General features: G+C 63.1%; 17 protein-coding genes. 6 read left to right on the top strand and 11 right to left on the bottom strand.

The window, feature by feature from the left end:
• The first annotated feature begins 181 nt into the window (after window positions 1–181).
• The 4 genes from HJB82_RS04560 to HJB82_RS04545 all read left to right on the top strand — a co-directional run bounded on the left by HJB82_RS04560 (window position 182) and on the right by HJB82_RS04545 (window position 4,241).
• The gene (locus tag HJB82_RS04560) at window positions 182–1,063 is read left to right on the top strand and encodes a GyrI-like domain-containing protein (RefSeq protein ID WP_207584143.1); all 882 of its coding nucleotides are present in this window, start codon (window positions 182–184) and stop codon (window positions 1,061–1,063) included.
• Window positions 1,064–1,233: 170 nt separating this feature from the next.
• The gene (locus tag HJB82_RS04555; protein ID WP_221139632.1) at window positions 1,234–1,983 is read left to right on the top strand and encodes a cytochrome c biogenesis CcdA family protein; all 750 of its coding nucleotides are present in this window, start codon (window positions 1,234–1,236) and stop codon (window positions 1,981–1,983) included.
• A 170-nt stretch (window positions 1,984–2,153) separates the two neighbouring features.
• A complete protein-coding gene (locus HJB82_RS04550) occupies window positions 2,154–3,089 on the top strand; it encodes an MBL fold metallo-hydrolase (protein WP_221139631.1) in 936 nt (311 codons plus the stop codon).
• Between the two features lie 189 nt (window positions 3,090–3,278).
• Window positions 3,279–4,241 carry an AEC family transporter gene (locus tag HJB82_RS04545; RefSeq protein WP_221139630.1) on the top strand — a complete coding sequence of 321 codons (963 nt, stop codon included), beginning with the start codon at window positions 3,279–3,281 and terminating at the stop codon, window positions 4,239–4,241.
• On the opposite strand, the gene HJB82_RS04540 is transcribed toward HJB82_RS04545, so the two are convergent.
• The 6 genes from HJB82_RS04540 to HJB82_RS04515 are packed head-to-tail and all read right to left on the bottom strand — an operon-like array spanning window position 4,209 to window position 9,698.
• Window positions 4,209–5,420 (bottom strand): UbiH/UbiF family hydroxylase, encoded by a 1,212-nt coding sequence (locus HJB82_RS04540; RefSeq protein ID WP_221139629.1) that lies wholly within the window; start codon window positions 5,418–5,420, stop codon window positions 4,209–4,211. The genes HJB82_RS04545 and HJB82_RS04540 overlap by 33 nt on opposite strands.
• Before the next feature lie 39 nt (window positions 5,421–5,459).
• Window positions 5,460–5,972 carry a DUF934 domain-containing protein gene (locus tag HJB82_RS04535; RefSeq protein ID WP_221139628.1) on the bottom strand — a complete coding sequence of 171 codons (513 nt, stop codon included), beginning with the start codon at window positions 5,970–5,972 and terminating at the stop codon, window positions 5,460–5,462.
• 10 nt (window positions 5,973–5,982) lie between these two features.
• Window positions 5,983–7,653 (bottom strand): nitrite/sulfite reductase, encoded by a 1,671-nt coding sequence (locus tag HJB82_RS04530; RefSeq protein ID WP_221139627.1) that lies wholly within the window; start codon window positions 7,651–7,653, stop codon window positions 5,983–5,985.
• Window positions 7,654–7,661: 8 nt separating this feature from the next.
• Entirely contained in the window at window positions 7,662–7,976 is a 315-nt protein-coding gene (locus HJB82_RS04525; RefSeq protein WP_207584132.1) for a DUF2849 domain-containing protein, read from the bottom strand.
• A 2-nt stretch (window positions 7,977–7,978) separates the two neighbouring features.
• A complete protein-coding gene (gene cysG / locus HJB82_RS04520) occupies window positions 7,979–9,415 on the bottom strand; it encodes a siroheme synthase CysG (protein ID WP_207584131.1) in 1,437 nt (478 codons plus the stop codon).
• The gene (locus tag HJB82_RS04515; protein WP_207584130.1) at window positions 9,399–9,698 is read right to left on the bottom strand and encodes a hypothetical protein; all 300 of its coding nucleotides are present in this window, start codon (window positions 9,696–9,698) and stop codon (window positions 9,399–9,401) included. The genes cysG and HJB82_RS04515 overlap by 17 nt, the downstream gene beginning before the upstream one ends.
• On the opposite strand from HJB82_RS04515, the gene HJB82_RS04510 reads away from it, so the two are divergent.
• Both HJB82_RS04510 and mazG read left to right on the top strand, forming a co-directional pair.
• Complete coding sequence (locus tag HJB82_RS04510) at window positions 9,682–10,269, top strand: deaminase (protein ID WP_207584129.1); 588 nt, start codon at window positions 9,682–9,684, stop codon at window positions 10,267–10,269. The two genes, HJB82_RS04515 and HJB82_RS04510, sit on opposite strands and share 17 nt — an antisense overlap.
• Window positions 10,270–10,289: 20 nt before the next feature.
• On the top strand, window positions 10,290–11,129 hold the full coding sequence (gene mazG, locus HJB82_RS04505) for a nucleoside triphosphate pyrophosphohydrolase (RefSeq protein WP_221139626.1): 840 nt from the start codon (window positions 10,290–10,292) through the stop codon (window positions 11,127–11,129).
• A gap of 260 nt (window positions 11,130–11,389) precedes the next feature.
• Here the strand turns inward: mazG and hflX are convergent, their stop codons facing one another.
• The 5 genes from hflX to HJB82_RS04480 all read right to left on the bottom strand — a co-directional run bounded on the left by hflX (window position 11,390) and on the right by HJB82_RS04480 (window position 17,696).
• A complete protein-coding gene (gene hflX, locus HJB82_RS04500) occupies window positions 11,390–12,715 on the bottom strand; it encodes a GTPase HflX (protein WP_221133053.1) in 1,326 nt (441 codons plus the stop codon).
• 77 nt (window positions 12,716–12,792) lie between these two features.
• Window positions 12,793–13,035 carry an RNA chaperone Hfq gene (hfq, locus tag HJB82_RS04495; protein WP_003539403.1) on the bottom strand — a complete coding sequence of 81 codons (243 nt, stop codon included), beginning with the start codon at window positions 13,033–13,035 and terminating at the stop codon, window positions 12,793–12,795.
• A 105-nt stretch (window positions 13,036–13,140) separates the two neighbouring features.
• Window positions 13,141–14,004, bottom strand: coding sequence for a D-amino-acid transaminase (locus tag HJB82_RS04490; RefSeq protein WP_207584126.1), 864 nt, complete (start codon window positions 14,002–14,004; stop codon window positions 13,141–13,143).
• A gap of 67 nt (window positions 14,005–14,071) precedes the next feature.
• Entirely contained in the window at window positions 14,072–15,436 is a 1,365-nt protein-coding gene (locus tag HJB82_RS04485) for a sigma-54 dependent transcriptional regulator (RefSeq protein ID WP_221139625.1), read from the bottom strand.
• Complete coding sequence (locus HJB82_RS04480; RefSeq protein ID WP_207584124.1) at window positions 15,426–17,696, bottom strand: PAS domain-containing sensor histidine kinase; 2,271 nt, start codon at window positions 17,694–17,696, stop codon at window positions 15,426–15,428. The genes HJB82_RS04485 and HJB82_RS04480 overlap by 11 nt, the downstream gene beginning before the upstream one ends.
• Between the last annotated feature and the right edge of the window lie 87 nt (window positions 17,697–17,783).

The raw sequence follows: 17,783 nt of genomic DNA, 5'->3' as shown, positions 1-17,783 counted from the left end.
AAATATCTTGCGGGGGCAAGGCACATATCCAGGCTGCAGCCTCAAAGGCGCGCGGCGGCGGATGCGAGCATCATCTCCAAAATCCTTGGCAAGGTTCTGCGACCCATGACAAAACCGCAAGATCGGTCGAGCGCGTCATGTCGGCATGCGCTTATCTCATGCTGCCACGGAGGACGGAACGATGAAGGCGGCGCTTCAAAACTACCATGACCGGATGCAGCGGGTGCTTGACTACATAGATCGGCATCTGGACGACGATCTGGACCTGGAAACGGTGAGCGGTGTTGCGGCGTTCTCGAAGTTTCATTTCCACCGGCAGTTCACGGCGACCTTCGGTCTATCCGTGTATCGTTATATCCAGCTTGCCCGGATGAAGCGCGCTTCGCACCGGCTGGCCTACAGGGATGCCCAAAGTGTCACCGATATAGCGATGGATGCCGGTTACGATGCACCTGATGCCTTCGCCCGCGCCTTTCGGCAACGGTTCGGGCAATCGCCTTCGTCGTTCCGGAAATCTCCCGACTGGGAGCCGTGGCTTGCGGCCTTCGGGCCCCTCGACAACGCAAGGAGCAAGCGCATGCAGAAGACTTTTACCACTGACGACGTGACGATTCGCAATGTGCCTCCGACACCGGTGGCGATTATCGAGCATCGGGGCGACCCGGCGACGCTCGGCGCCACCATCCAGCGGTTCATCGCCTGGCGCCAGGCCGCCGGCCTGCACCCCAAGACAAATCCGACCTTCAATGTCTGGCGGTCCGAGCGGCGCCCTGCCTCGCCTGCCGATTACAGCGTGGACCTCTGTGTCGGGACCGACCAACCGATCGAGCCGAACGGCGCGCAGGTCAAGGCCGGCGAAATCCCCGGCGGACGTTGCGCGGTGCTGCGCATCGTCGGCAACACCGACAATCTGGAGCCCGCCGCGCTCTATCTTTATCGCGACTGGCTTCCGGTGAGCGGCGAGGAAGCACGCGACTTCCCGATCTATTGCCAGCGGCTGAGCTTCTTTCCGGAGGTGGCGGAGCATGAGGCGGTCGCGGAACTGTTTTTGCCGCTGAAATAGCATTCTATGGCCGCGGCCTGTCGCTCCCGATCGCTGGGAAATCTACGGGCCATTATCCGCCCATTCTCCGTCTCTACCGGTTCGAGGCTAAGCAAAGCGCAAAAAGGTGATTGGCAATCCCGGCCTCGCAAAGCTAGGAACATCATGCAGATTGCAGCCGGAGAGAATGTGTGTCGATTGCCGATATTTCCCTGTGGAGCGCGCTGATTGCCGGGGCGCTTTCCTTTCTTTCGCCCTGCGTGCTTCCCCTCGTCCCACCCTATCTCTGCTATATGGCCGGCATTTCGGTCGAGCAGTTCCGTGGCGGCGGTGCGGTTGCCGTCGCGCCCGATGTCCGGCGCGGCGTGTTGTTCTCCGCCCTGCTCTTCACGCTCGGCTTTGCCACCGTCTTCGTGGCGCTCGGCGCCGGCGCTTCCAGTATCGGCATGGCGCTTCGCCAGCATCTCGACCTGCTCTCCAAGCTCGGCGGGCTGATCATCATCGTCATGGGGCTGAATTTCCTCGGCCTCTTCCGAATCGGCGTCCTTGCCCGCGAGGCGCGCTTCCAGGGCGGCGGCAAGCCGGCGACGCTGACCGGCGCCTATATCATGGGCCTTGCCTTCGCCTTTGGCTGGACGCCCTGCATCGGGCCGGTGCTCGGGGCGATTCTCGGTGTCGCCGCCTCGCGCGAGACGGTCGGCTCCGGCGCCGGGCTGCTTGCCGTCTATTCGCTCGGCCTTGCGATCCCCTTCTGGATCGCCGCCGGCTTTTCCGGCGCCTTCATGCGCTTCCTGTCGCGCTTCCGCCGGCATCTCGGCACGGTGGAAAAGGCAATGGGTGTCTTCCTCGTATTGACCGGTCTCGCCTTTCTGTTCGGATGGGTCAGCGATGTGGCCATCTGGTTTCAGCAGACCTTCCCGATCCTGATGCAGATCGGTTAGAGTCAGCGCTTCGACGCCCCGCAACCTGAATGACAGGACCTATGCGGTGGTATAGCTCGCCCTGTCCTTGGCCATACTCGCCCTTATCCCTCGACCCAATCGACCGAAAACAGGCCTCACTGTAGCGTCGTCGGTGCCGTGTTTAAGGCGGCGGTCAGAAGGAGACAAACATGAGCCTCGCGACAAATAAGAGCCTGGAAAACACGTCACATCCCGGTGCACCAGGGCCCGGCGAACTGGTGCCGTCGCGCTACGCGGTGCAGATCGGCGAGATTGAGGTGCTGGTGATCAGCGATGGGGTCCTGCCGCTCCCAACCACGATGTTGGCACACAACGCCGAGCCCGCGGTCCGGGAAGCCTGGCTGAACCACATGTTCCTGCCGCAAGACTCGCTGGATTGGCCGCTGAACGTGGTCGTAGCGCGCAGCGGCGGGCAAACCATACTTCTCGACGCTGGGCTGGGCCTGGACCCGGACTTGCACCTGCCGCGGGCCGGGCAATTGATCAGCCGACTGGACGCCGCCGGCGTCGATCTTGCATCCGTGACCGACGTGGTGCTGACTCACTTGCACATGGACCACATTGGCGGGCTTCTCGTCGACGGGGTGAAGGACCGGCTGCGTCCCGACCTGCGGATCCACCTGGCGGCCGCCGAAGTCAAGTTCTGGGAAGCGCCCGATTTCTCCCAGACCCGCATGCCGCCGGGCTTCCCGGATGCGCTTCGGGCGACCGCCAAGCGGTTCGTCAACGAGTACCGCAGCCACCTGCGGCTGTTCGATGACGAGTGCGAAGTGGCGCCAGGGGTCGTCGCCCGCCGCACCGGCGGCCACACCCCAGGACACAGCGTGATCCGCATGGCGTCCGGAGGCGACAGGCTGACATTTGCCGGCGACGCGGTGTTCGCGGTCGGGTTCGACCAACCTGACTGGCATAACGGCTTCGAGCATGACCCCGAGGAGGCGGCTCGCGTCCGGGTCGGTCTCCTGCGGGAGCTGGCGGCGACCGGCGAGCTGCTGGTCGCCACTCACCTGCCGTTCCCGTCCGTCTGCCATGTGGCGGTTGACGGCGATGCCTTCCGCTGGGTGCCGGTCTTCTGGGACTACTGACCGCTATCGGATCAGGCCCTGTTCTAAAGCGCCTCCCGTCTGTAGAGCGTTTCCGTCTTTCCTTGCATTGACGAAAACGCCCTATCGATTTGTTCTCATGCAATTCCGGAGGCTAAACCGCTACACAGTTTCGCTGGAATTGCGTAAGTCAGGTCCTGACCCGTCGATCCCCGCGCACTGGAAGACCTCTTGGCCGATATCGTCAGCCTGCTATTGCCGTTCTTCGGCCTGATCCTGATCGGTTACATCGCCGCCAAGGCGACGAAGCAGCCGGCCGAGGCGCTGGGATGGCTGAACACCTTCATCATCTATGCCGCCCTGCCCGCTCTGTTCTTCAAGCTCGTTTCGCGCACGCCGATCGAAGAGCTGACGCGCGTCGATTTCATCGTCACCGATATCGCCGCGACCTATGCGGTGTTCATTCTGCTTTTCGTCATCGGCCGCCTCGTGCGCGGCAATTCGCTCGCCGACTGCACCATCCAGTCCTTTGCCGGCGCCTATGGCAATATCGGCTATATGGGGCCGGGCCTGGCGCTGCTCGCGCTCGGCGAAGGCGCTGCCGTGCCGGTGGCGCTGATCATCTGCTTCGAGAATGCGCTGCATTTTATCGTGGCGCCGGCGCTGATGGCGGCGGCCGGCGACGATAAACGTTCGCCCAGTCGGCTTGCCGGCGATATCGCCCGGAAGGTGGCGCTGCATCCCTTCATTCTGTCGACGGCGGCGGGCTTTGCAGTCGCCGCCCTGCACATCGATCAACCGCTGGCATTCCAGCGCCTCGTCGATTACCTCGCCCAGGCCGCTGCTCCCTGCGCCCTCTTTGCCATGGGCGTGACGCTGGCGCTCCGGCCGCTGAAACGCGTCCCGGCTGAGATCGGCTATATCGTGCCGGCGAAGCTGATCCTGCATCCGATCGTGGTTTTCCTGGCGCTGACAGTTGTCGGCGGTTTCGAGCCGGTGTGGATCCACGCCGCCGTGCTGCTCGCCTGCCTGCCGACGGCGACCAATGTCTTCGTCATCGGCCAGCAATATGGCGTCTGGCAGGAGCGCGCCTCGGCAACGATCCTGATCACGACGGTGCTTTCGGTCGTCAGCGTTTCGCTCTGGCTGATCGCGATCCGCTCAGGCCTTCTTCCGCTTCAGCTTTTGCCGTAGCGCATCCGGAATATCGCGCAAGCCCCGGCCGGGCTCGATGCCCTCGCGCATGACGATGTTGCGCAACGGCGGAATGGAAGAGAGGATATGCAGGCCGGCCGCCCGCAGCATCTGCACCGGCAGGAAATCCGAAAGCAGCGAGCGGTTGAGAAGATCGACACTGGCCGTGCGCGTCATGATATCGGCGCGGCGCTTGCGGTCGAAGCTTTCGCCGGCATCGGCCGGCACCGGCAATTCCGCCCTGTCGCAGAGGATCTCGGTCAGCGCCATGATATCGCGCAGGCTGAGGTTCAGCCCCTGCGCCCCGATCGGCGGGAAGACATGGGCGGCCTCGCCGATCAGCGCGATGCGCCCCTTGCCGAAACGATGGGCGATCATGCCGGACAGCGGCCAGACCTGGACGCCCTCCTCCACATCGACCTTGCCGAGCATGGACTGCATGCGCGCCTCGACAAGGGCGCCGAGTTCGGCAAGCGGCAATTCCAGGCGCTTTGCTGCTTCAGCGGGGTCCTGTACCCAGACGAGGCTGGAGCGACCTTGGGGCAGCGGCACTTGGGTGAAGGGGCCATGTTTGGTATGGAATTCGGTCGAGATGTTCTGGTGCGGCAGCGAATGGGCGAAATTCAGCACCATCGCCGACTGCGGATAGGACCAGTTGCGCACGCCGATATCTGCCGTCTCGCGCAGCTTCGAGCCGCGGCCGTCGGCGCCGACGGCAAAATCGGCTGAAAGCATCTCGCCGCCCGCAAGCGTGATCGACACGGTCTCGGCGGAGATCGCGATCGATTCGGCCATATCGGTGAAGCGGGTGATATTGCCCTCGTCGGCGACGGCATTTTCGAGGACGTCGATCAGCGCCTTGTTGGGGAAATTATAGCCGAAGGCATCGAGGCCGACCTCAGCGGCGCGGAAGGTGGTCGTCGGCGCGCGCAGCAGCCGGTCAGTGCCGTCGACGATGCGCATGCTGGTGAGAGGCGTGGCTGCCGGGCGCAGCTTTTCCCAGAGCGCCAGCCGGTCGAAGAAGCGGATCGACTGATCCATCAGCGCTGTGGTGCGCCGGTCCTCTCTTGCCGCGACGGGCGCCATCAGCGCCACACTACGGCCACCGCGACCAAGCGCGATTGCGGCGATCATGCCGGCGAGACCGCCACCGATCACCGCCACTTCGAATGTCTTCATGCTACCGTTCCGCTCATCGTAAAAAGGCGGATCGGTCGCTTATGCGGCCGGCTTCGCCTGACGGCGCCAACTATAGCCCTTGCCGGCTTCGGCGTCACGCACCGCCGGCTGATAATGATGGGGAATGGCGGGAAGACGGTTTTCGGAAAGCCGCTTCAGCGCCGTGGCGTTGCTGACGGAAAAGCTGTCGATACCGACGCGCAGCATCAGCGGCACCTGGTCGATCAGCACGTCGCCGACGGCGCGCAGCTCGTTGGTGTAGCCGAGGCGCTGGCGCAGCAGCGAGGCATGGCTGAAGGCCCGCCCGTCGTTGAACGCCGGAAAGGCGACGGCAACGATTTCGAGGCGATAGAGATAGGGCTCCAGCCGGCGCACATCGTCGGCCGGCTTGATCAGCACCCCGAGGCCGACATCGTTGCTTACGTCGGCCTTGGCGATCAGCTCGTCGAGGCTGAGCAGCGGCTTCTGCTCGCCGGTCGCCTTCGCCTCGTCGGTCTCGATCACCCAGGGATCGCTTTCGACAAAACCGGTTTCTCTCCAGATCTTCGTCATCATCGCCTCCTTATGCCGCTTCGGCGGTTGAGCCGTAGAGCGCAGCCTTGAAAGGCTGCGGCCCGACGCGGCGATAGGTGGCAAGGAAGATCTCCGATGGATCGAGGCGCAGGCCGAGATAGGTGTCGACGATCGTCTCGATCGCGTCCGTCACCCGGTCGGGCTCAAAACCGCGGCCGATGATCTCGCCGATCGAGGTATGTTCGTCGCCGGAACCGCCGAGGGTGATCTGGTAGAGTTCGGCGCCCTTCTTCTCGACACCAAGCAGGCCGATATGGCCAACATGGTGGTGGCCGCAGGCATTGATGCAGCCGGAGATCTTGATCTTCAGCTCGCCGATCTCGGCCTGGCGTTCGGCGCTGCCGAAGCGGCGGGAGATTTCCTGCGCCAGCGGGATGGAGCGCGCATTGGCGAGCGCGCAGTAGTCGAGCCCCGGACAGGCAATGATATCGGTGATCAGGCCGGCATTGGCTTCGGCCAGATTGATGGCGACGAGGCCGCGATAGACGGCTTCGAGATCGGCCAGCGCCACATGCGGCAGGATCAGGTTCTGCTCATGGCTGACGCGGATTTCGTCGAAGGCATACTCCTCGGCGAGATCGGCGATCGCATCCATCTGCGCGTCGGTGGCATCGCCCGGAATGCCGCCGATCGGCTTCAGCGAGATCGTCACCATGCCGTAATCGGGGTTCTTGTGCGGCTGCACGTTCTGCTGCACCCAGCGGGCGAAATCCGGATCGGCCTTCTTCCAGCGGGCGAGGTTTTCCCAGCCTTCGGCGCGCTCGGACAAAGCCGGCAGTGCGAAATAGCTGGCGATCGCCTCGACGTCCTTTTCCGGCAGCTTCAGCTCGCTATCCTTCAGCGCGGCGAATTCCACTTCCACCTGGCGCGCCAGTTCCTCGGCGCCGGTCTCATGGACGAGGATCTTGATACGGGCCTTGTACTTGTTGTCGCGGCGGCCGTGCAGATTGTACACGCGCACGATTGCCGTGGTGTAGGAAAGCAGATCCTCCTCAGGCAGGAAGTCGCGGATCAACTTGGCGATCATCGGCGTGCGGCCCTGGCCACCGCCGACATAGACGGCAAAACCGATCTCGCCCTTGTCGTTCTTCTTCAGGTGCAGGCCGATATCATGGACCTGGATCGCGGCGCGGTCGCGCTCGGCGCCAGTGACGGCGATCTTGAACTTGCGCGGCAGGAAGGAGAATTCCGGGTGGACCGAAGACCACTGGCGCAGGATTTCGGCATAGGGACGCGGATCGGCGATCTCATCGGCGGCGGCACCGGCAAAGTGATCGGCCGTCACGTTTCTGATGCAGTTGCCCGAGGTCTGCAGGGCATGCATCTCGACGCTTGCGAGATCGGCGAGCGCATCGGGGATTTCCGACAGCTTCGGCCAGTTGAACTGCAGGTTCTGGCGCGTGGTGAAATGGCCATAGCCGCGGTCATAGGTGCGGGCAATATGGGCGAGCATGCGCAGCTGGCGGGCGCTCAGCGTGCCATAAGGAATGGCGATGCGCAGCATATAGGCGTGGAGCTGCAGGTAGACGCCGTTCATCAGGCGCAGCGGCTTGAACGCATCCTCGGCAAGTTCGCCGGAAAGGCGGCGCTGAACCTGGTCGCGAAACTGCTCGACGCGCTCGCTGACAAAGGCATGGTCAAATTCGTCGTAACGGTACATCGTCTTCCTCAGACTGCAATGAATTCGGGATCGGCCGGAGCGTAGCCCGGGGCATATTCCATGGTCGGACCCTGGGCGCGGATGCGCTCGCGAAGGCGAAGCGGCCAGAGACTGCCGTTAGTGTCCTGGACTTCGACGACGGCGACGTCAACGACTTCGTTATCGGCATAGGATTTCTTGCCGATGGCTTCCAGCGCTTCAACGGCTTCGTTATGGCGGGCGACTAGCGCCTCCTGCAGCGAGGTGGACCACGCGCCCTTCGCATCCAGCCAGACGGCAATGCCGTCCGTCAGCCGGTTGGCCGTCAGAACCTTGTCTACCATGTTTAGCTCCTTGCAAGTTCCTCGAGCCGGGCGTTCGCACGCACCAGCGGCTCGGACAGTTCGAAATTGGCGCCGGCGACCGCATCGCCGATAATGACCATGACCGGACCGGTCAGCTCGTCGCGGTGCTGCAGGTCGGGCAGATCGGCGAGCGTGCCATGCAGCAGGCGGCGCTCAGTGCGGCTGGCATTCTCGATGACGGCGACGGTGGTCTCGGCGGGAATGCCGGCCTGCATCAGCCGCTCGGCAACGGAGGCGGCAACCGTGCGGCCCATATAGACGGCGATCGTCGCGCCGGAGACGGCAAGGCTTGCCCAATCGGGCAGCACGTCGCCGGTCAAATCATGGCCGGTGGTGAAGACCAGCGAGGAGGCAACGCCGCGCAGCGTCAGCGGCAGCTCGAAATCGGCGGCGGCGGCGAAAGCCGAGGTGATGCCGGGCACCACCTCATAGGTGACGCCGGCAGCGCGCATTGCCGCCATCTCTTCGCCTGCCCGGCCATAGACCAGCGGATCGCCGGATTTCAGGCGGACGACACGCTTGCCCTGGCGACCGAGGTCGACCAGCAGGTCGTTGATCTCTTCCTGCGATTTCGAATGGCAGCCCTTGCGCTTGCCGACGGAAAGCCGCTCGGCGTCGCGGCGGCCCATATCGACGATCGCCTGCGGCACGAGCGCGTCATAGACGATGACGTCGGCTTCCATCATTACGCGCTGGGCGCGTAGCGTCAGAAGATCCTCGGCACCGGGACCGGCACCGACCAGCCAGACATGGCCGGCGACTTTGTCCATCGAGCCCAACAGCCGGTCGGCGGCGTGGCGGGCCTGCGGCAGGTTGCCGTTGGCGATCGCATCGGCCACGGCGCCGGAGAAAAAGCGGCGCCAGAAGACGCGGCGGGTGACGCCACGCGGAACGAGCTGGTCAACGGCCTTGCGGTAGCTCGTCGCCAGGCCGGCAAGCCGGCCGAGCGAGGGGGAGAGAAGCTGATCGATCTGCGCACGGATCATTTGCGCCAGAACCGGCCCCGCCCCTTCGGTGCCGATCGCAACGGCGACGGGGGCGCGATTGACCAGCGCCGGCGTGAAGAAATCGCAGTAATCGGGCTGATCGACGGCATTGGCCGGAATTCTGACAGTGCGGGCGGCATCGACAATCCGGCGGTCGTCAGCCTCATTGCCGGTGGCGGCGAAGACCAGCGCCGATCCCTCGACCTGCTCGGCGGAAAAGCCGGTGCGCACGGTCTCGATACGGTTGGCGATCAGGAAGGCGTGATAATCGGCTTGCGGCCGATCGGCATAGGCAACGATCCGCGCCCGTGTGTTCAAGAGCAGCCGCACCTTGGCGAACGCTTCGTCGCCATTGCCGAAGACAGCCGTCTTCTGGCCTTCCACGCGAAAGAAGGCTGGAAATACCGAAAGCTGCTCAGTCTTGGGAGACATCATCAATCCACTTCGAAGTTGCCAGACTATGCCCTTGATCGACAAGGGATTGAAGGAACAGAAATTCGAAAGCCCCAGCAAGCGGGTATTCTTTTGCTCGTCTCATTAGCGATTTGAGAAAAGTCACCCATGCTGACCAAAACAGCACAAGTGAGCGCATTTGCTGCAGCGCATTGTAAAGCCTGTGACAAAAGACGTCCACCGGCGTTTCGCGCATTTCACTTGCGCCGCCGAGGCGATAGACTGAGGGAAAACCGGAGAGATCAATGCCCGACAAAACCATCGCCGCCCGCCTGCTTTCCGTTGTCGAAGACGATATCCTGCCGCTGACCGAGCGCGGCGTTTCACTGGGGAATAAGGTGTTCGGCGCGGCGATCCTGCGCAAATCCGATCTTTCGCTCGTCGTCGCCGAGACCAACAACGAGCTCGACAATCCGCTCTGGCACGGCGAAGTGCATACGCTGAAGCGCTTCTACGAGCTTGGCGACAAGCCGGCGACCAAGGATTTGATCTTCCTGTCGACGCACGAACCCTGCACCATGTGCATGTCGGCGATCACCTGGGCGGGCTTCGACAATTTCTATTATTTTTTCAGCCACGAAGATTCCCGCGATGCCTTCGCCATTCCGCACGACCTGAAGATCCTGAAGGAGGTCTTCGGGCTTGAACCCGGCGGCTATCGCAGGCAGAACGCCTTCTGGAACAGCTTTGCCATCGCCGATCTCGTCGCGACCGAAGAGGCTCAGCTGAAGACCGCGCTGCAGTCCCAGACCGCCCGCATCAAGGCGCGCTACGACGCGCTTTCCACCACCTACCAGTCGTCGAAGAGCGCCAACGACATACCGCTCAACTGAGGCCGCTGAACCGAGGCACCATGGAACCTTCCACAGAGATTTTACGGCTGATCGAGATCATGGCGGCGCTGCGCCATCCCGAAACCGGCTGCCCCTGGGACATCGAGCAGAGCTTCGAGACGATCAGGCCCTATACGATCGAGGAGGCCTATGAGGTCTCCGATGCGATCGAGCGCGGCGATATGGACGATCTTTGCGACGAGTTGGGCGACCTGCTGCTGCAGGTGGTCTTCCATGCCCGCATGGCCGAGGAGGCCGGCGAATTCTCGTTCGGCGACGTGGTCAACGCCATCACCACCAAGATGATCCGCCGCCACCCACATGTCTTTGCCCGCTCGGCCGCCGATACGCCGGATGCGGTGAAGAAACAGTGGGACGAGATCAAGCAGGCGGAAAAACGCGAGCGTACAGAGCGCCGGTCCAGGCGGGGGATCACCGAGGATTTCAACGGCGGCTTTCTCGGCTCGGTGCAGCGCAGTTTTCCCGCTTTGACCGAAGCGTTGAAGCTGCAGGAACGCGCCGCGAAAGTCGGTTTCGACTGGTCGGCGCCGGAACCGATCCTCGACAAGATCGAAGAGGAGATCGGCGAATTGCGGGTAGCATTAAGCGAAGGCGATCGCGCGAAGGTCAGTGACGAACTCGGCGACCTGATCTTCGCGGTTGTCAATATCGGCCGGCATGTGAAGACCGATCCGGAACAGGCGCTGCGCGGGACGAACACGAAATTTCGGCGTAGGTTCAGCCATATAGAGAATGTTCTTGATAAAGGAGGCGAGACACTGGAAGCGGCCAGTCTCGAGCGAATGGAGGAGATCTGGCAAGCGGCCAAGGCGATTGAAAGAGCGCTCGTGGCTGGGTAGATCGGCCTAAGTTTGGCAAGAAGCCAACCCCACTCTCCGTCATGCTCGGCTCAAGGCGGTCAGGCTGAGTGAGCAGAGCGTTGCCACATCTCCCTTCTCCCCAGCGGGAAGAAGATGCCGGCAGGCAGATGAGGGGGTGAGCGACGCCAGGAGCGAGTGCGCTGAGCGCAAGCGAAGGGCAGCATGAAGGGTGTACCGTGCGGCCCCCTCATCCGACCCTTCGGGCCACCTTCTCCCCCCGCTGGGGAGAAGGGAGTGACTCACCGCTCCCAATCTTCCTTCGAAGACTTCGCGCCATTGCCGATGCGGCGTTCGAGTTCGGTGGCTTCGGTTTCGGAGAGGCGCAGGTCGAGCGTGATCGAGCCGTCCTCATTGTCCTCGCGGGCATCGACGATCGCGTGGTCGTAGAGCCAGGGCAACAGCGCTAGCTTGTCGACCGGAAGGCGGATGGTCGCTTCGGTCATCACGCCGGAGAGCCTGCGGCTGATCTCATCCATCAGCGTGTCGACGCCCTCGCCGCTGACGGCCGAGACCGCGACGACGTTGCTGGCGCCGGCCGATTTCTGCACCATGGTGTCGTGCACCTCGGGCTCCAGGCGGTCGATCTTGTTCCAGACCTCGATCAGCCGCTTCTCGGCTTCGGCCTCGTCGATGCCGAGATCACCAAGGATGCGCATGACGTCGGAGCTCTGGGCCTGGTTGTCGGCATCGGACATGTCGCGGACATGCAGGATGAGATCGGCTTCCAGCACTTCTTCGAGCGTCGCCCGAAAGGCGGCGACCAGATGGGTCGGCAGGTCGGAGATGAAGCCGACGGTGTCGGACAGGATGACGGTGCGGCCGTGCGGCAGCTTCATGCGCCGAAGCGTGGGATCGAGCGTGGCAAAGAGCATGTCTTCGGCCAGCACGCCGGCGCCGGTGATGCGGTTGAACAGCGTCGACTTGCCGGCATTGGTATAGCCGACCAGCGCCACGATCGGGTGCGGCACCTTGCGGCGCTTGGCGCGGTGGAGCTGGCGAGTGCGTACGACCTGCTCCAGTTCGCGTTCGAGCTTGATGATGCGGTCCTGCAGCATCCGCCGGTCGGCTTCAATCTGGGTTTCGCCCGGGCCGCCCATGAAGCCGCCGCCGCCGCGCTGACGTTCAAGGTGGGTCCAGCTTCGAACCAGCCTGCCCTTCTGGTAATTCAGGTGGGCGAGATCGACCTGCAGCGTGCCTTCCTTGGTGGAGGCGCGGCGGCCGAAGATTTCGAGGATGAGGCCCGTCCGGTCGATGACCTTGGCGTTCCATTCCTTTTCGAGATTGCGCTGCTGCACCGGCGTCAGCGGATGATCGACGATGACGAGACCGGAATCCCGCTCATTGAGCAGCGCCTTGATCTCCTCGATCTTGCCGGTGCCGAGCAATGTGGCCGGTCGCGGATCATTGACCGGGACGACCGAGCCGCTGACGACATCGAGGTCGATCGCCTGGGCAAGCCCCATCGCCTCTTCGAGCCGGCTTTCCGGCGTGCGGGTCGAGGCCGATTCGCTCTGGCCGCCGCGGCTACGCGATTTCAGAACCGGCACGACGACAGTCGCGCGCATGTCGTCCCTGTGCTTGGCGGCCTCAGGGATGATCGAATCGTTCTTGGTATCGCGTGTCGAAATGACGGCTGATCCTGTTAGGACGCTGCTTCTTCGCTCTCGAACATCTGCATGGGCTGGCCCGGCATGATCGTCGAGATCGCATGCTTATACACGAGCTGCGAATGGCCGTCACGGCGAAGAAGAACACAGAAATTGTCGAAAGACGTAACAACGCCCGTGAGTTTCACGCCGTTGATCAAAAAGATTGTCAGGGAAATCTTTTGTTTGCGAACAGTATTGAGAAATAAGTCCTGCAGATTCTGAGAACGTTCCGCCATCGCGCCGCTTCTTTCTTTATTGCCGACCTGATCCGGCCGGTAGAATATCAATCAACCTCACCCGCAAGACCGGCGCCTCATTCACCCGTCCAGCAAATCTTGGTATCAAATCGCAATCTTTTCCGCAACGTCGAAAAAGGCTTCGCGGACTTTCTGCGAGACGCTGCCCGGATGACCGTTGGCGATCGTCTGGCCATCGACGGAAACGACCGGAAAACAAATACTTGTGGCTGCGGTGAGGAAGACCTCGCGGGCTGCGAGCATCTCGGAAACCGAGAAGTTTCGCTCGGTGATCTGCAACCCGAGCTTGGCTGCGACGTCCATCAAGGTGGTGCGGGTAATGCCGCGCAGGATGCCGTGTTCGGCCGGCCGCGTCACCAGCATTCCCTCGGAATCGACGATCCAGACATTGGTCGCCGCCCCTTCCTTGACCATCCTGTCGCCGTCGACATAGATCGCTTCCTGGGCGCCGGCCTCCTTGGCCTGCTGGCGGGCCATCGCGTTCGGCAGCAGACCGACGGATTTGATGTCGACGCGGTCCCAGCGATTGTCGACAAGGGTGATCGCCCTGATGCCATTGGCATTCTTGGCGGCGATGATTTTGGGATCGGTGCTCTTGGCGGTGATAACAAGCGAGGGCGTCGTTCCCTCGGCCGGGAAGACATGATCACGGCGCGCCACTCCGCGCGTCACCTGCATGTAGAAAAGCCCGTTGCAGACGTGGTTGCGGCGCAGCGTCTCGCGAATGACCTGCGTCAGTGCCGCCCGGCTCATCGGCCAGGCGATGCGCAGCTCACCGAGCGAACGGTCGAGACGGTTCAGATGGCGGGTGAGATCGACGATGTAGCCATGGCGCACCTCGCAGACCTCATAGACGCCGTCGGCGAACTGATAACCGCGATCCTCGATATGCACGCTGGCATCGGAATGCTTGACGTAACGGCCATTCACATAGGCAATTCTCGGCATGGGAAACCTGGTCTTCCGGGAAGCAATACAAGGGGCACGGCGCGGCGTCGGCCGCGCCGAATGCAAATCAGACGCCGAGCGACTTCAGCTTGCGGTGCAGCGCCGAACGCTCCATGCCGACGAATTCCGCGGTGCGCGAGATATTGCCGCCGAAGCGGTTGATCTGGGCGATCAGATAATCCTTCTCGAACATCTCGCGGGCTTCGCGCAGCGGCAGCGTCATGATGTGATAGTCGTTCTTGGCGGAGACCTTCGGCAGCATGTCGCCGAGATCGGTCGGCAGCATGTCGGCGGTGATCGGCGCATCCGGCCCGTCGGTGCGGGCAAGGATCATCAGGCGCTCGATATTGTTGCGCAGCTGGCGGATATTGCCCGGCCAATCATGCGCCTGCAGCACGGCCATGGCGTCGTCGCCGATGCGGCGCGGACGAATGCCGGCCTGCTCGGAAATCTGCCGCATCAGCTGGTCGACGAGGAAAGGAATGTCTTCGCGCCGCTCGGCCAGGGCCGGCACTCGCACCGGCACGACGGCGAGGCGATGATAAAGATCCTCGCGGAACCATCCCTCAGCGATACGGTTCTCGAGATTATAGGCGGTCGAGGAGATGATGCGGACATCGACCTTGACGCGCTTGGAACCGCCTACCCGCTCGAACTGCTGGTCGACCAGCACGCGCAGGATCTTGTTCTGCGTCTCGCGCGGCATCTCGCCGACTTCGTCGAGATAGAGGATGCCGCGATGGGCTTCCTCGAGCGCGCCGATCTTGCGGGCCTGACCGGGCGTGCCCTCGGTGCCGAACAGCGCCACTTCCATGCGGTCGGGCGTGATGTTGGCAGCATTGATCGCCACAAAGGGGCCGTTGGCGCGGGCCGACTTCTTGTGGATCATCCGCGCCACCAGCTCCTTGCCGGAGCCGGATGCGCCGAGGATCATGATGCGGCTGTTGGTCGGTGAGACCTTCTCGATGGTCTGACGCAGCTGCGAAACGGCAACCGAGGTGCCGATCAGCTCCAATGCGTCGCCGGTGCGGCGCTTCAGCTCGGAGACCTCGCGCTTCAGCTTGGAATTCTCAAGCGCCCGTTCGGCGATCAGAATCAGCCGGTCGGCCTTGAAAGGCTTCTCGATGAAATCGAAGGCGCCGCGCTTGATCGCCGAGACGGCGGTCTCGATGTTGCCATGGCCGGAGATCATTACCACCGGCAATTCCGGATGGCGGGTCTTGATCTCGTCGAGCAGCGACAGACCGTCGAGCTTGCTGCCCTGCATCCAGATATCGAGGAAGATCAGCCGCGGCACCCGGTCGGAAATCGCCGCCAGCGCGCTGTCGCTGTCATGGGCCGTGCGCGTTTCGTGTCCCTCGTCGGAGAGAATGCCGGAAACGATCTCGCGAATATCGTGCTCGTCGTCGACGACAAGAATATCAGAGGCCATAAACGCTTTCCTTGTCATTGGCTGCGGGAGAGGCGGGCGTCGGATCCCGACGTGGCAGATGCACGCGGATCATGGCCCCTCTTCCCCGGTCAAAATCGGCGGGCGCATCATGCAGCTCAAGCTGCCCGCCATGTTCCTCGATGATCTTCTTGACGATGGCGAGACCGAGTCCAGTGCCCTTCTCACGCATCGTCATATAGGGTTCCAGAATGCTGTGGCGGTTCTCCACCGGCAGGCCGCGGCCATTGTCGATGACATCGACGGTGAAGCGGTCGCGGCCGGTGTCGAGGGCGGCTCGGACGAGTATCTTGCGTTCGTCGCGTTCGTCACTCGGAACGGCCTCGATCGCTTCGACGGCATTCTTGATCAGATTGCCGAAAGCCTGGCCGAGCATGCGGCTGTCGAACAGGCCCTCCAGCGGCTGCTCACCGAAATCCTGGGCAAAACTGACGTGATGATTGCCCATCTCGCGCAGGAAGATCGCGTCGCGCAAGATATCGCGCAGGTCGCTCGGCTCCTTGGTCGGCTTCGGCATGCGGGCGAAGGCAGAGAATTCGTCGACCATGCGGCCGATATCGCCGACCTGGCGGATGATCGTATCGGTGCACTGGTCGAAGACGGCCCGGTCGCCCGGGTCGATCTGCTTGCCGTAACGGCGCTGGATGCGCTCGGCGGAAAGCTGGATCGGCGTCAGCGGGTTCTTGATCTCATGGGCGATGCGTCTTGCGACGTCGCCCCAGGCGGTCGAGCGCTGGGCGATGACCAAGTCGGTGATGTCGTCGAGCGTGATCACATAGGATTCGCTCTGATCGCGCACTTCCTCGCGGGTGACCTGCACGCTCAGCGTCCTGACCGTGCCGCCGCGCACGAGCGCGATCTGCTTGCGGAAATCGCCGCGATGACGCGAAGCCGCCTCGGTCAGCACGTGATCGACCTCCGGCGCGATGTCGACCAGCTGCTTGCCGAGCATCTCATCGGCCGACAGCGACATCAGCGTTTCGACCGAACTGTTGACGATGGCGATGCGGCGATCCTGCTCGACGCCGATGACGGCGGCAGTGACGCCCGACAGCACCGCTTCGATAAAGCGGCGGCGATCGTCGACCTCGTCCTTGGCTTCGAGGATCTCGTCGCGCTGAGTGCGGATTTCCGAGATCATCTTGTTGAAGGTGCGCGACAGATTGGCGACGTCGCCGTCGACGGCATGCACCGGCACGACAATATCCATATTGCCCGATGCCACGCTGTCGGCAGCGGTGATCAACAGCCGGATCGGCCGGACGATGCGGTCGGCAACGGCGATCGCGGTCCAGATCGCCGCGAGCAGCACGATCAGCGCGAAGCCGATATAGAGCACGGCGAAGGCGATTTGCAGCGAGAAGCGGTTGGCTTCCATCGAGCGATATTCGGTGGCGTTCTCCTCCATCATGCGCATGGCGCCCATGACCTTGGGATCGACGGCGCGCACCGTATAGAGGAAGGTGCCCTGGATGGCATCGAGCTTGATGATGGCGCCGACAAGGTTGGTGACGCCGGGCGGAATCAGTGTCGGCTGGCCGGCCGCGGCCTTCTCAAGCGCGTCCTGCGGGATCGCCGGCAACGGCTTTTCGGTGGCGATGTCGGCCTGGACGATCACCGAACCGTCGCGCTCGACGAGGAAGGAGCCGAGCAGGCCGCGGCCCCTCGCCTGGCGCGTCATCAGGTCGGCAAAACCTGTCCGGTCGAGGCTGTAGAGCGCGCGGTTGCGCTCCAGGTCGTTGGCCATGGAAACCGTCTGCCCCTGCAGGTAGCTGGCGTTTTCCATCATGTAGGCCTGGCCGATATTGCGCGACGAACTGACGATCGACTGGGTGCGCAACGCAAACCAGCGGTCGAGACCGGCATTCAGGGTGATGCTGGCGAAGATGGCGACGAGGATTGCCGGCGTGATCGCGACGATCGAGAAGAGCACGACGATGCGGATATGCAGGCGAGCAGCCGCCCGCCCTCGGGTGCGGGCCTTGAGCAGCCTTGCCACCTCACGGGCGATCAGCGCCAGCAGCGTCAGGACAAAGAAGGAATTGACGATCACCGAGGTGATGACGACGTGCGAACTCGGGGCGATCGGGGTGAGGCCGAGCAGCACGAAAAGTGTCGCCGTGGCGCAGAGAAGCGCGCCGCCGGCAAGCACAAGGCCGGGCACGGCAAAAAGGGCGCGGCGATCGGTCACCGTGGTCACCGCCTCGCCCGCCGCCGCCGGCGATACCCCATCCTGCGTCATTCGGCCTCTCTTCAGGCGGCACCCGCCGCCCTCGCCAGCCGATCGAAACCAAAGAACGCCGGCTCAAGAAAGCCAGCGCTGCAACGA

This window comes from Rhizobium sp. NZLR10 (assembly GCF_019685125.1).
Classification (GTDB): Bacteria; Pseudomonadota; Alphaproteobacteria; order Rhizobiales; family Rhizobiaceae; genus Rhizobium.
Note: the sequence above shows the minus strand (reverse complement) of the source record. Positions and strands in the feature narration are given on the sequence as shown.